Origin of the sequence: Allokutzneria oryzae (assembly GCF_042429765.1) — a bacterium.
Taxonomy (GTDB): Bacteria; Actinomycetota; Actinomycetes; order Mycobacteriales; family Pseudonocardiaceae; genus Allokutzneria; species Allokutzneria oryzae.
Window position 1 is genome coordinate 214,292 of record NZ_JBHLZU010000033.1, and the last position, 13,452, is coordinate 227,743.

10 protein-coding genes are annotated in these 13,452 nt (G+C 71.6%); 2 read left to right on the forward strand and 8 right to left on the reverse strand.

Features of this window, described 5'->3' with window-relative positions; all coding sequences use genetic code 11:
• Positions 1–14: 14 nt before the first annotated feature.
• From ACFFQA_RS35545 to ACFFQA_RS35555, 3 genes are all read right to left on the reverse strand, one after another.
• Complete coding sequence (locus tag ACFFQA_RS35545) at positions 15–1,226, reverse strand: cytochrome P450 (protein ID WP_377862025.1); 1,212 nt, start codon at positions 1,224–1,226, stop codon at positions 15–17.
• Between the two features lie 69 nt (positions 1,227–1,295).
• Entirely contained in the window at positions 1,296–1,886 is a 591-nt protein-coding gene (locus tag ACFFQA_RS35550) for a TetR/AcrR family transcriptional regulator (RefSeq protein ID WP_377862028.1), read from the reverse strand.
• Positions 1,887–1,910: 24 nt separating this feature from the next.
• Complete coding sequence (locus ACFFQA_RS35555) at positions 1,911–3,203, reverse strand: glutamate-5-semialdehyde dehydrogenase (RefSeq protein WP_377862031.1); 1,293 nt, start codon at positions 3,201–3,203, stop codon at positions 1,911–1,913.
• A gap of 93 nt (positions 3,204–3,296) precedes the next feature.
• Here ACFFQA_RS35555 and ACFFQA_RS35560 point away from each other — a divergent pair, with 93 nt between their 5' ends.
• Positions 3,297–5,399, forward strand: coding sequence for a RecQ family ATP-dependent DNA helicase (locus ACFFQA_RS35560; RefSeq protein ID WP_377862033.1), 2,103 nt, complete (start codon positions 3,297–3,299; stop codon positions 5,397–5,399).
• 66 nt (positions 5,400–5,465) lie between these two features.
• Positions 5,466–6,668: a TIGR03618 family F420-dependent PPOX class oxidoreductase gene (locus tag ACFFQA_RS35565; protein ID WP_377862036.1), complete on the forward strand. Its 1,203-nt coding sequence runs from the start codon at positions 5,466–5,468 to the stop codon at positions 6,666–6,668.
• On the opposite strand, the gene proB is transcribed toward ACFFQA_RS35565, so the two are convergent.
• The 5 genes from proB to ACFFQA_RS35590 all read right to left on the reverse strand — a co-directional run bounded on the left by proB (position 6,665) and on the right by ACFFQA_RS35590 (position 13,292).
• Entirely contained in the window at positions 6,665–7,798 is a 1,134-nt protein-coding gene (gene proB / locus ACFFQA_RS35570) for a glutamate 5-kinase (RefSeq protein WP_377862039.1), read from the reverse strand. The genes ACFFQA_RS35565 and proB overlap by 4 nt on opposite strands.
• A complete protein-coding gene (obgE, locus tag ACFFQA_RS35575) occupies positions 7,795–9,243 on the reverse strand; it encodes a GTPase ObgE (protein WP_377862042.1) in 1,449 nt (482 codons plus the stop codon). Before obgE ends, proB begins: the two co-directional genes overlap by 4 nt.
• 99 nt (positions 9,244–9,342) lie before the next feature.
• Positions 9,343–9,600: a 50S ribosomal protein L27 gene (gene rpmA, locus ACFFQA_RS35580; RefSeq protein WP_030426457.1), complete on the reverse strand. Its 258-nt coding sequence runs from the start codon at positions 9,598–9,600 to the stop codon at positions 9,343–9,345.
• Between the two features lie 14 nt (positions 9,601–9,614).
• Positions 9,615–9,923, reverse strand: coding sequence for a 50S ribosomal protein L21 (gene rplU / locus ACFFQA_RS35585; RefSeq protein WP_377862046.1), 309 nt, complete (start codon positions 9,921–9,923; stop codon positions 9,615–9,617).
• 453 nt (positions 9,924–10,376) lie between these two features.
• Positions 10,377–13,292 carry a translation initiation factor IF-2 N-terminal domain-containing protein gene (locus ACFFQA_RS35590; RefSeq protein WP_377862049.1) on the reverse strand — a complete coding sequence of 972 codons (2,916 nt, stop codon included), beginning with the start codon at positions 13,290–13,292 and terminating at the stop codon, positions 10,377–10,379.
• Between the last annotated feature and the right edge of the window lie 160 nt (positions 13,293–13,452).

Consider the following 13,452-nt stretch of genomic DNA (forward strand, 5'->3'; position numbering starts at 1 on the left):
ACACATTCCTACCCTCACCACGCGACCGGCAGGGCCTCCAGACCCCGGACGAGCATCCCGGTCCGCCACGGCAGCTCCTCGACCGGGACGGCGAAGCGCAGGCCGGGGAACCTGGTGATCATCCCCTCCAGCGCGACCTGGAGCTCCAGCCTGGCCAGCTGCGCGCCGAGGCAGTGGTGCAGGCCGTGCCCGAAGGCCATGTGCGGGTTGTGCTGCCGGGTGAAGTCGATCTTGTCCGGCCGGTCGAAGACCGCGTCGTCCCGGTTGGCCGCGGCGATCTGGGCGAAGACCGACTCGCCCTTGCGCACGGTCACCCCGGCCAGCTCCACGTCCTCCAGCGCGATCCGGACGAAGCCGCCCGCGGCGCCCAGCGGGGTGTAGCGCAGCATCTCCTCCACCGCGGCGGGCACCAGTGCCGGGTCGGCGACCAGCGCCTCGTACCGCTCCCGCTCGCTGAGCAGCAGGTAGGTGAAGTTCGTCAGCTGGTTGGCCGTGGTCTCGTGACCGGCGACGAGCAGGCCGATGCCGAGCCTGATCAGCTCCATCTCGGAGAGCCGGTCGTCGTTGTCCCTGGCCAGCACGAGCGCGCCGAGCAGGTCGTCGGTGGGCTCCGCGCGGCGCTGGGCGACAAGGCCCGCCATGTAGGCGAGGAACTTGTCGCGCGCCTCGGTGATCTGCTCCGGGGTGTACTTCGTGGTCGACATGGTGGCGTCGGAGAAGGAGCGGAACAGGTGCCGGTCCTCGTAGGGCACGCCGAGCATGTCGCAGATGACCGTCACCGGCAGCGGCAGCGCCAGGAAGTGCACCAGGTCGGCGGGGGCTCCGTGCTCGACCATCTCGGTGAGTGAGCTGTCCACCAGCTCGCGCAGGCGGGGGCGCATCTGCTCGACCCGTCGCGCGGTGAAGGCCTTGGCCACCAGGCGCCGCAGCCGGGTGTGCTCGGGCGCGTCCATGCCCAGGATGCCCTCGGGGTCCAGCGGGAGCGGGGTGCTGCGCGGCGTGTCCGCACCGGTGGCAGCCGCGGTGCTGAACCTCGGGTCACCGAGCACGACCTTGGCGTCGGCGTAGCGGCTGACCAGCCAGGCCGTGCCCGTGCCGTAGGGCATGCGCACCCTGGTGATGGGCTCGTCGCGCCGCAGTCGCTCGTAGATCGGGTCGAGGTCGAGTGCCCTCGGCGGGCTGAACGGGTACATCGGCGCCGAGGTGGTGGGATCGACGGCGGTCACCGTGATCTCCCTTCGCCAAAGAATGTAAGCAGTCGCTTACTTTCAAGCTACGAAGGAGACACGGAACCGTCAAGAACGCGAACGGGTTGCGTCCGGTTCCTCCAGCAATGCGGAGATTCCTTGCCGCACATGGGAGATCACCCGCTCCGAGTCGGCGGCGAGCAGCACGTCCGACCCCAGCACCGACCGGCAGAAACCGATCCCGACCAGCCACGCGAGGGCCAGCTCCGCGCGCAGCTCGGCGTCCGGACCGCTCGCCAGCTCGGCGAGCGAGCGCACGTAGGCGCGCCCCATCTCCTTGCGCAGCGCCGAGGACTCCGAGCCCAGGGCGGCGGAGCGCAGCATCGCCTGGATGGGGTGGTCAACGCCCTCCGGGGTGTCGGTGAGGAACACCTCCAGCAGGCGTCGCGGCAGCTCCGCGACCGGACCGGCGTTCAGCAGGTCCATCCCCCGGCTGGCCACGACGGCGTTGAAGAGCTCTTCCTTGGTGCCGAAGTAGCGGAACAGCAAGGCCTGGTTGACCCCCGCGCGCGCGGCGATGTCGCGCACCGTGGTGCGGTCGTAGCCACGCTCGGCGAAGAGCTCGCCTGCTGCCTTCAGCAGTGCGGCGCGGGTGGCCGCCGCGTCCCGACGACGTGGCTGGGCTGGGTTCTGCGGCATCGGGACATTCTGCGCGAACCGCGGTCAGGCGGAAGGCCTGACGTGCCCGTCCCCCCAGACCACCCATTTGGTGGATGTCAGCTCGGGCAGCCCCATCGGCCCGCGCGCGTGCAGCTTCTGGGTGGAGATGCCGATCTCCGCGCCCATGCCGAACTCGCCGCCGTCGGTGAAGGAGGTGGCCGCGTTGACCATGACCGCGGCCGCGTCCACCCGTGCGGTGAACTCCCGGGCGGCGCGCACGTCGGCGGTCACGATCGCCTCGGTGTGCCCGGAGCCGTGCGCCGCGATGTGCGCGACCGCGTCGGTGAGCGAGTCCACGACACCCGCCGCGATGTCCAGCGACAGGAACTCCGTGTCCCAGTCCTCGTCCCGCACGGGCACCGTTGCGGTCCCCGCCAGCGCGGCGAAGCGGTCGTCGGCGTGCGTCGTCACACCGGCCGCGGCCAGCTCACGCGCGACCGCGGGCACGAAGCGCTCGGCGATGTCCTTGTGCACCAACAGGTTCTCCGCCGCGTTGCACACGCTGGGGCGGCGGGCCTTGGAGTTGAGCACGATCCGCACCGCCATGTCCAGGTCGGCCGAAGCGTCCACGTACACGTGGCAGTTGCCGACACCGGTCTCCACCGTGGGCACCGTGGCGCCCTCGACGACCGCGTTGATCAGCCCGGCCCCGCCGCGCGGGATGACCAGGTCGACCAGGCCCCGTGCGGTGATCAGGTGGCGAACCGACGCGCGGTCGTGGCACGGCAGCAGCTGCACGGCGTCAGCGGGCAGGCCGACATCCGCGAGCGCGTCGCGGAGCACGGCGACCAGCGCGGTGTTGGAGCTCTCCGCGGAGGAGGACCCGCGCAGCAGCACCGCGTTGCCCGCCTTGAGGGTCAGCCCAGCGGCGTCCACAGTCACGTTCGGGCGGCCTTCGTAGACCATGCCGACCACGCCCATCGGGACGCGGACCTGGCGCATCTCCAGGCCGTTCGGCTGGATGCCACCGCGCAGCACCTCACCGACCGGGTCCGGCAGCCCGGCGACCGTGCGCTGGGCGTCGGCGATCGCGGCAATCCGCGCCTCGGTCAGCGACAGCCGGTCGATCATCGCCTCGGCCAGCCCGGACTCGCGGCCCCTGCGCACGTCCTCCGCGTTGGCTTCGAGCACCTCTGGGGCGCGGCGGACCAGCGCGTCGGCGATGGCGTGCAGCGCGGCGTCCTTGACCTGCCGGGTGGCCAGGGCCAGCTCGGTCGCGGCGCGGCGGGCGCGCCGGGCGGCGTCGTGGACCTGGGCGCGCAGTTCATCGTCCACAGTGGACTCAAGCGTGGTCACGAGCCCAGCCTAGTCCGCTCGGGGCCGCACCCGATCCGGTTATCCCACAGCCCGGACGCCGGACTGTCGGGGGCATGGTGGACGCTAGGGCCCGTGGACGAACTTGCACTGCGGGAGATGGCCGAGGAGAAGCTGCGCTCGCTCGCGGGCGAGCACGCCAAGCTGCGCGAGGACCAGTGGACGGCGATCCGCGCCCTGGTCGTCGACCGCAGCCGCGCCCTGGTGGTGCAGCGCACCGGCTGGGGCAAGTCGGCGGTGTACTTCGTCGCGACCGCGCTGCTGCGCGAGCTCGGCGAGGGACCGACGGTGATCGTCTCCCCGCTGCTGGCGTTGATGCGCAACCAGGTGGCCGCCGCCGAGCGCGCCGGGGTGCGCGCCGCCACGATCAACTCCGCCAACCAGGAGGAATGGGAGAGCGTCCAGGAGCAGGTCGCCATGGGCGAGCTGGACGTGCTGCTGGTCAGCCCTGAACGGTTGAACAACCCGGACTTCCGGGACAACGTGCTGCCCGAGCTGTCCGCGGACGCCGGGCTGATCGTGGTGGACGAGGCGCACTGCATCTCCGACTGGGGCCACGACTTCCGGCCGGACTACCGCCGCCTGCGCACGCTGATCGCCGAGCTCCCGGAGGAGATCCCGGTGCTGGCGACCACGGCGACGGCCAACGACCGCGTGGTGCATGACGTCGCCGAGCAACTGGAGTTGGGCGAGCGCGAGGCACTCGTGCTCCGGGGTCCTCTCGACCGGGAGAGCCTGCGGTTGAGCGCCGTGCGGCTGCCCACGGCGCAGGCGCGCTTGGCGTGGCTGGCGAACAAGCTCACCGAGCTGCCCGGCTCGGGAATCATCTACACCCTCACCGTCGCCGCGGCCGACGACGTGGCGTCGTTCCTGCGCGACCGCGGCTTCGAGGTGGCCTCGTACTCCGGCAAGACCGAGACGGCCGAGCGGCAGCAGGCCGAGGAGGACCTGCTCAACAACAAGGTGAAGGCCCTGGTGGCCACCTCGGCGCTGGGCATGGGCTTCGACAAGCCCGACCTGGGATTCGTCGTGCACCTGGGCGCGCCGTCCTCGCCCATCGCCTACTACCAGCAGATCGGCCGTGCCGGTCGTGGCGTCCAGCGGGCCGAGGTGCTGCTGTTGCCCGGCCCGGAGGACAAGGACATCTGGGCGTACTTCGACTCACTTGCCTTCCCGTCGGAGAGCACTGTGCGGCTGCTGCTGTCCGTGCTCGCGGAGTCCGACGGCCCGATGTCCACCGCGGCCCTGGAACCGCGTGTCGAGCTGAGCCGCGGCCGCCTGGAGGCGGTGTTGAAGGTGCTCGACGTCGACGGCGCGGTGCACCGGGTGCGCGGCGGCTGGACCGCGACCGGCGAGGAGTGGACCTACGACGCCGACCGCTACGCGCGCGTGGCCAAGGCGCGGCAGGCGGAGCAGCAGGCGATGGTGGACTACCTCGCCACGAAGAGCTGCCGGATGGAGTTCCTGCTGCGCCAGCTCGACGACCCGCACGCCGCGCCGTGTGGCCGCTGCGACAACTGCACTGGCGAGCACATGTCCGCCGAGGTGCCCGGCGCCGCGGTGGCGGAGGTCGAGCAGCGGCTGATGCGGCCCGGCATCGACCTGACCACGCGCAAGCAGTGGCCGAGCGGGATGAGCGCGCTCGGCGTCGACCTGAGCGGCCGGATCCCGGCGACGGAGGCGGCGTCGGTGGGGCGCGCGTTGGGCAGGCTGACCGACATCGGCTGGGGCAACCGGCTCCGCCCGCTGTTCGCACCCGGCGCGCCCGACGCCGAGATCACCGACGAGCTCTTCCAGGCGTGCGTCCAGGTCCTCGCCGGGTGGGGCTGGGAGCGGCGGCCGGTCGGCGTCGCGGCGATCGACTCGCGGAAGCGCCCGCGCCTGGTGGCGAGCTTCGCGACCCGGATCGCCACGATCGGCAGGCTGCCGTTCCTGGGCCGGGTGTTGTCCACCGGCGAGGCCCCGGCGGCGGTGAACAGCGCGCAGCGGCTGGCCGGGTTGACCACCTCGCTGAGCCTGTCCCCGGAACTGGCCCAGAACCTGTCCACCGCGGACGGACCGGTGCTGCTGATCGACGACCGGGTGGACACCGGCTGGACCCTCACCGTCGCGGCCCGGATGCTGCGCCTCGCCGGAGCCCGGGAGGTGCTGCCCTTCGTCCTGGCCTCGACCACATAGCAATCTGAACCCACGAGTTCACTCTCATGGTTGTCTCAGTACACATGAGCCCATTAGCTTGAACCAATGGGTTCAGTTTTCGTTATCACCGGTGGCACCGACGGCATCGGCAAGGCACTCGCGCTCGCCTACCGGCAACGCGGGCACGAGGTGGTCGTCATCGGCCGCGACCCGGCGAAGGCCCCGGAGGCCGTGCACTTCATCCAGGCCGACCTGAGCCTGGTGCGTGAGACCAGGGCGGCGATCGCCGAACTGCGCTCCCGGTACGCCAAGATCGACGCGGTGGTGTTGTGCGCCAGGCACTTCCAGTCCGAGCGGCAGGTCACCGCCGAGGGTTTCGAGCACAACTTCGCGCTCTACTACCTCAGCCGCTTCCTGTTCAGCTACGAGCTGGCCGACCTGCTGCACGCAGCCGACAACCCGGTGATCCTCAACGTCGCGGGGCCCGGCCCCAACCCGGCGACGGTGCACTGGGACGACTTCGGCCTGGCATCCGGCTACGACGGCGTCGAGGCGATGTTCCAGGGCGGCCTGCTCAACGACCTGCTCGGCGAGGGCTTCGCGCGGAACCGCCCGTCGGAGAAGATCCGTTACGTGCTGGCGAATCCCGGGACGGTGAGCACCGGCTTCTCGGGCACCTACGACCCGGCCACGGCCGCGCTGATCGAGGCCACCCGCGCGTCGGCGAAGCCGGTCGAAGAGGCCGTCCGGCCGCTCATGGCGCTACTGGACTCACCACCGGACACCCCGCTGAGCGCGTTCATCCAGGGGACGCCGTTCGACCTCACCCCGGATCCCGCCGCGGCCAGGCGACTGGACGCGCGGACGCGCGATCTGCTGGGAATGCCGGTGCTGCGCGGGGTGTCGGCGATGAACCTCCGCGACCTGCTGGACTCCAAGGTCTTCGCGGTGATCGGGACGATCCAGCCCGGCGGCGAGCCGCACCAGTCGGTGGTGTGGGTGAAGCGCGACGGCGACGACGTGCTGTTCATGATCGCGGTGGGCAGCCGCAAGGAACGCAACCTCCGGCGCGACCCGCGAGTGAACGTGCTGGTGAGCCCGGCCGACGCACCGCACACCTACGCCTCGATCCAGGGCACGGCGACGATGACCACGGACGGCACGCACGACCTGCGCGAAGAGCTGACGATGAAGTACATCGGCACCTCCTACGCACAGCACATCAAGCAGACCCCGGAGGCGGACCACAGCGACACCACGGTCACCACCGTCCGCGTAACCCCTCAGCGGATCACCGGTCGTCTCTAGGGGCGAAGCGGGACCAGGTCGTCGGCGTGGACGACCTCGCGGCGTTGCTCCGGCGGGAGCTCGTGGGTGGAATGACCGATCAGCGCGGGTAGCTCCGCCGCGTCGAAGGCCACCGCGCCCCGAGCCACCACGGTCCCGGCCGTGTCCAGCAGCTCCACCACATCGCCCGCGTCGAAGTCACCGTCGACGCTGGTGATGCCCGCCGCGAGCAGTGAGCGACGCCGCCCCACCACCGCGGCGACCGCGCCGTCGTCCAGGTGCAGGCGGCCCACCGCGTCGGCGGCGTGGGCGAGCCAGAACCGGCGGGCGGACATCCTGGGGCCGGTCGCCGCGAACACCGTGCCCACCGAGGCCGCGGCCAGCGCGGAACCGGCCGCGGCCGCCGAGGTCAGCAGGACCGGGATGCCCGCCGCCGCCGCGAGCCGGGCCGCGGCCAGCTTCGAGGCCATCCCGCCGGTGCCCAGGCCCGAGCCCTCCGCCGCGACGTCCACACCGTCCACATCGGACTTCCCGAGCACCTCGGGGATCAGCGCGGAGCCCGGCAGGCGGGGGTCACCGTCGTATAGACCGTCCACATCGGACAGAAGAACCAACGCGTCCGCGCCGACCAGGTGCGCCACGAGCGCGGCGAGGCGGTCGTTGTCGCCGAAGCGGATCTCGTCGGTGGCGACGGTGTCGTTCTCGTTCACCACCGGCACCACGCCCAGCGCCAGCAGCCGCGAGAAGGTGCGCTGCGCGTTGCGGTAGTGCGCGCGGCGGACCACGTCGTCGGCGGTCAGCAGGACCTGACCGACCGTGAGCGAGTGCCTGGCGAAGGAAGCGGCGTAGGCGTGCGCGAGCTGGAGCTGTCCCACGCTGGCCGCGGCCTGCTGGGTGGCCAGGTCGCGCGGGCGCTTGGCCAGGCCCAGCGGGGCGAGCCCGGCCGCGATGGCGCCCGAGGACACCAGCACGACCTGGCTGCCCGTTCCGCAGCGGGTGGCGAGCGCGTCGACCAGGGCGTCCAGCCGGCTCGCGTCCAGGCCGCCCGCCGCCGTGGTCAGCGAGGACGAGCCCACCTTGACCACGACGCGGCGGGCACCGGCGACCGCGGCGCGCGCGGACGAGACCGGCTGGACGGCTGAGGAGCTCACTCCTCGTCGTCCTCTTCCTCGCCGACAAGACCGCGGCGGACGCGGCGTGCGTGCTTGCGCTCGGCGGCGGAGATCCGGTCGCTGCGGTCCAGCCGCGGGTCCTCGCCACGGACCTCCATGGTCAGCGCGATGCCCGCGGGCGTGGTCGGCTCCCAGTCGAAGGTCATCTCGCCGATGGTGACCGCGCAGCCGGGCTCCGCGCCCATCTTGGCCAGGGTCTCCTCCACGCCGAGCCGGGCCAGCCGGTCGGCGAGGTAGCCGACGGCCTCGCTGTTGCCGAAGTAGGTCTGCCGGACCCAGCGCTCCGGCCGGTCACCGCGGACGATGAAGCCGCCGGGGGTCTCCGGGTCGGGCTCGACGGTGAAGTCGGTCTCGTTGACCGCCCTGGGCCGCAGAACCACGCGGGTGCTCTCCTCCACCGGCTTGGCGGCGCGGTAGTCCTCCACCACCTTGCCCATGGCGAAGGTCAGCTCGCGCAGGCCCTCCCGGCTGGCGGTGGAGACCTTGAAGACCGGCAGGCCGCGCTCCTTCAGCTCGGCCTCGACGAACTCGGCCATCTCCCGGCCCTCGGGAATGTCGATCTTGTTGAGCACCACCATCCGCGGCCGCTCGGCCAGGTCCGAGCCCAGCGACGGGGTGTAGAGCGCGAGCTCCCGCTCCAGCGTGTCGATGTCGGAGATCGGGTCGCGGTCCGGCTCGTAGGTGGCGCAGTCGATCACGTGCACCAGCACGGCGCAGCGCTCGATGTGCCGCAGGAAGTCCAGGCCGAGGCCCTTGCCCTGGCTCGCCCCCGGGATCAGGCCGGGCACGTCGGCCACGGTGAACACCGTCTCGCCCGCCGTGACCACGCCGAGGTTGGGCACCAGGGTGGTGAACGGGTAGTCGGCGATCTTGGGGCGGGCCGCGGAGAGCACCGCGATCAGCGAGGACTTCCCGGCCGAGGGGAAACCCACCAGGCCGACGTCGGCCACCGACTTCAGCTCCAGGACCAGGTCCCTGCGCTCGCCGGGCTCACCGAGCAGCGCGAAGCCGGGGGCCTTGCGGGCCTTGGACGCCAGCGCCGCGTTGCCGAGGCCGCCCCGGCCACCCTGGGCCGCGATCAGCCGGGTGCCCTCGCCGACCAGGTCGGCGATGACCTCGCCGTCCTCGGTCATCACCACCGTGCCGTCGGGCACCTTCAGCTCCAGTGGCGCTCCGGCGGCACCGTGCCGCATGGACCCCTGTCCCTGCTTGCCGTTGCCGCCGGTGGCGTGGGGGCGGAAGTGGAAGTCGAGCAGCGTGTGCACGTTGGAGTCCACGACGAGCACGACATCGCCGCCGTTGCCCCCGTTGCCCCCGTCCGGCCCGCCGAGCGGCTTGAACTTCTCCTTGTGCACCGAGGCGCACCCGTTGCCGCCCTCGCCGCCCGCCGCGTGCAGCACCACGCGGTCGACGAACCGTGACACGACTTCCTCCTACTGCCGATGAACGCACTTCAGGGGCGGTCCGGTGCAATCCCGGTCCCGCCCCTGAAGTGGTGAGCGTGTGTCGCTCGGTGAGACCTGTCAGGCCTCGACCGGAACGATGTTCACGGTCTTGCGACCGCGCTTGATGCCGAACTTCACCGCACCGGCGGCGAGCGCGAACAGGGTGTCGTCGCTGCCGCGGCCGACGTCGACGCCCGGGTGGAACTTGGTGCCACGCTGGCGAACGAGGATCTCGCCGGCGCTGACGACCTGACCACCAAAGCGCTTCACACCGAGCCGCTGGGCGTTGGAGTCGCGGCCGTTACGAGAGCTGGATGCACCCTTTTTGTGTGCCATGGCTGGTCAGACCCTCACTTGTTGATGCCGGTGACCTCGACACGGGTCAGCCGCTGACGGTGACCCTGCCGCTTGTGGTAGCCGGTCTTGTTCTTGAACTTGTGGATGACAATCTTGGGACCCTTGGTCTGCTCGACGACCTTGCCGGTCACGGCGACCTTGCCGAGGGTGTCGTTGTCGGCGATGACGTCGCCGCCGTCGACGACGAGCAGCGCCGGGAAGCTGACCTCGGTGCCCGGCTCGCCTTCGAGCTTCTCGACCTCGACGACGTCCCCGACAGCCACCTTGTACTGCTTGCCGCCGGTCTTGACGATCGCGTACATGGTTCGGAAGTCTCCTGCTGCTCGGTGTCGGTATCGCGCTCAAACCACTCGCGATGGGACGACGCGTGCGTTGCCTATCGCCTCTGTTGCCTAATCGCCACGGGGCGGGCTTTCGCACGACAGAACCCGCCTGATGGCGGGCCGTACGACAGAGTACGGGGCGCTGCCGAAGAGGGTCAAACCGGGTGGTCGGTCGCCCGCGAACCACCTACCCCCGGGCGCCACCACCACCCCTCTGACCTGCCCACCACCCCACCCCGTGACCGCCCTCTCACCCCACCCACCCCACGGCCATTCGCGGGCTTATGGACGTGTTTGGGCGCCCAAACACGTCCATAAGCCCGCGAATGGCGGGGAGGAGCCGTGGGGGGGGGGAGGAGGGGGGAGGGGAAGGGGAGGGGAAGGCGAAGCGCCCACCGGCCCTGGGGGGCGGTGGGCGCTTCTGGGGGGTGCTCAGGCCTCTTTGGCTGCTGCCTGCGGCGGGCCCGCTGGGCGGGAGGCCGCGCGGCGGGCGGGGCGGCGACGGGTGGTCACCGACACCGCCGCCACCGGGTCCTGGTGCGGCTCCGCGCCGTTGAGCGCGGGCTGCTCGGGCTGGGCGGCCGCCGCCGGGGCCGTGGCCGCGTTCTCCTCGCGAGGCGTGGCGATGCGCACCTCCTCCGCCGGAGCGCTCTGCTCCTTCGGCGGACCCGGCGGACGCTCGCTGCTGCGGCGGCGACGCTGACGGCGGCGCTCACCCGTCGGCGGGGCCTCGGCGACCGCCGCGGGCTCGGCAGCGGGCTTCTCCTCGGCCTTCTCGACCGGCTTCTCCTCGACCTTCTCCGGGACGGCCTCGACCGTCTCGGTCACCGGGGTCTCGGGCTGCGAAGGCTGAGCGGGCTGCGGAGCCGGCGTGGGCTCTGCGGCTTCCGCGTTGTCCTTGGCCTCGTTGGTGTCCTGGGCGTTGTTGCGGTTGCGCTGCCGCTGCCGCTTGCTCTCGCCCTTGCCGGAACCGCCGTTGCCGTTGCCGCCGTGGTTGTGCGAGCCGTTGCCGTGCGAACCCGTGTTGAGGTCCGTGGTGACCACGAGGCCACGCCCCCGGCAGTGCTCACAGGTGCTGCTGAACGCCTCCAGCAGACCGGTGCCCACCCGCTTGCGGGTCATCTGCACCAGGCCGAGCGAGGTCACCTCGGCGACCTGGTGCCGGGTGCGGTCGCGGCCGAGGCACTCGGTCAGCCTGCGCAGCACCAGGTCCCGGTTGGACTCCAGCACCATGTCGATGAAGTCGATGACGATGATGCCGCCGATGTCGCGAAGGCGGAGCTGGCGGACGATCTCCTCCGCCGACTCCAGGTTGTTGCGGGTGACCGTCTCCTCCAGGTTGCCACCGGATCCGGTGAACTTGCCGGTGTTGACGTCGATGACGGTCATCGCCTCGGTGCGGTCGATGACGAGGTAGCCACCGGAGGGCAGCCACACCTTGCGGTCCAGCGCCTTGGTGATCTGCTCGTTCACCCGGTACTCGGTGAACACGTCGTTGGTGCCGGTGTGCCTGCGCAGCCGCGAAGCCAGGTCCGGGGCCACGTGCTGCACGTACGGCTCGATGGTTTCCCACGCGTGGGTGCCCTGGACCACCAGCGCCGAGAAGTCCTCCGTGAACATGTCCCGGATGACCTTGATCAGCAGGTCCGGCTCCTCGTAGAGCAACGACGGCGCACCGGCCTTCGACACCCCGGGGGCGCCGTGGGCCTTGCCCTTGACGACCTCCCACTGCGCCTGCAGCCGGGTCACGTCGCGGGCGAGGGCCTCCTCGCTGACGCCCTCCGCCGCGGTGCGGATGATCACACCGGCGTCGTCGGGGACGATCCGCTTCAAGATCTCCTTGAGCCTGCGCCGCTCCACGTCGGGCAGCTTGCGGCTGATGCCGGTGGCACCGCCGCCCGGCACGTAGACCAGGAAGCGGCCCGGAAGGCTGATCTGCGTCGTCAGCCGCGCGCCCTTGTGCCCGACCGGGTCCTTGGTGACCTGCACCAGCACGCTGTCACCCGTGGACAGCGCCTGCTCGATCTTGCGGGACTTGCCCTCAAGACCGGCGGCGTCCCAGTCCACCTCGCCCGCGTAGAGCACCGCGTTGCGGCCACGGCCGATGTCGACGAAGGCCGCCTCCATGCTGGGCAGCACGTTCTGCACCCGGCCGAGGTAGACGTTGCCGACCAGCGAACCCGAGCCCGCCGAGGTCACGAAGTGCTCGACGAGCACCCCGTCCTCCAGCACGGCGATCTGGATCCGCTCACCCTGCTCGCGGACGACCATCTTGCGGTCGACGGCCTCGCGGCGGGCCAGGAACTCCGACTCGCTGAGGATCGGCGCGCGGCGGCGGCCTGCCTCGCGGCCGTCCCTGCGGCGCTGGCGCTTGGCCTCCAGCCGGGTCGAGCCCTTGACGCTGCGCACCTCGTCGTCGGAGGAGGTGGTGGTGGTCTGCTCGCGCTCCGGGCGGCTCTCCCGCACGTGCACGACGGTGTTCGGCGGGTCGTCGTCGCGACTGGTCGCGTCGTCCTCGGCGTTGCCCTTGCGGCGGCGGCGACGACGGCGGCGCCTGCTGGTGCCGTCCTCGGAGTCCTCAGCGGAGTCGGTGTCCGACTCGGCCTCGGCGGCGTCCTGCTGCTCAGGCTCGTCGGTGACCGAGACGTGCACGGGCAGCTCGTCGTCGGAGACGTCCTCGTCGTCGGAGTCGTCACCCAGCTCGGGATGGCCCTTGCCGCGGCCACGGCCACGGCGGCCACGGCGACGACGACGGCGGTTGCCGAGGTCGTCCTCGCTGTCCTCGGAGCCCAGGTCGATGTCGTGCGGCAGGTCGTCGACCTCGGTGGCGTCCGGGTCCAGGTCGGCCTCGGTCAGCGAGACCCGCTTGCGGCTGGGCCGCGCGGTCTTGCCGGAGCGGCCCGACTTGGCCGCCGGGGCCTCCTCGGCGGTCGCGGCGGGCTGCTGCGGCGGCAGGAACACGGCCTGCGGCGCGGCGAAGACCGGGGTCAGCGCGGCGGGCGCGGGCGGCTCCTCGGCCACGACCGGCTCGGGCCGCGCGAGCTCGTCGGCGGCCTGGTCGTCGTCGCCGTCGGCGGACTCCTCGGAGGCAGTGGGCTCCTCGACGTCCTCCTCGTCGGACTCCGGCGCCAGGTGGTCGACGACCTTCATCGCGACGTCCCTGGTGATGCTCGACTGCGCGCTGCTGACGGCGAAGCCCAGTTCGACCAGGGTGGCCATCACCTCGCGGCTGCTGGCGCCCAGCAGCTTGGCCAGCGCGTGCACCCGCAGCTTCGCGGGCAGCTCGCCTGGTCCGGATGCGGTGCTGTCCCCGCCGGCAGCGCCGGCAGGGGTGTCAGTTTTCGGCATGTAGCTCCCTCGCCCCCGGGCGCGTCGATGCTTCCGACGCGGCCGCGCAGGGGCTCCTCTCTCGTCCAGTCGCCGCCGCGTGCAGCGGCGGAAATCCTGCCTACGTCGTCCGAGCCCCGAATCGGTGGACGCGGGCACACGGGCAACAGGTCATCTCGTG

Excerpts from the sequence above, each read along its gene's own strand:
- ACFFQA_RS35550 (WP_377862028.1), bottom strand. The coding sequence starts at position 1,886 with ATGCCGCAGAACCCAGCCCAGCCACGTCGTCGGGACGCGGCGGCCACC.
- ACFFQA_RS35565 (WP_377862036.1), top strand. The coding sequence starts at position 5,466 with ATGGGTTCAGTTTTCGTTATCACCGGTGGCACCGACGGCATCGGCAAG.
- rpmA (WP_030426457.1), bottom strand. The coding sequence starts at position 9,600 with ATGGCACACAAAAAGGGTGCATCCAGCTCTCGTAACGGCCGCGACTCC.
- rplU (WP_377862046.1), bottom strand. The coding sequence starts at position 9,923 with ATGTACGCGATCGTCAAGACCGGCGGCAAGCAGTACAAGGTGGCTGTC.
- ACFFQA_RS35590 (WP_377862049.1), bottom strand. The coding sequence starts at position 13,292 with ATGCCGAAAACTGACACCCCTGCCGGCGCTGCCGGCGGGGACAGCACC.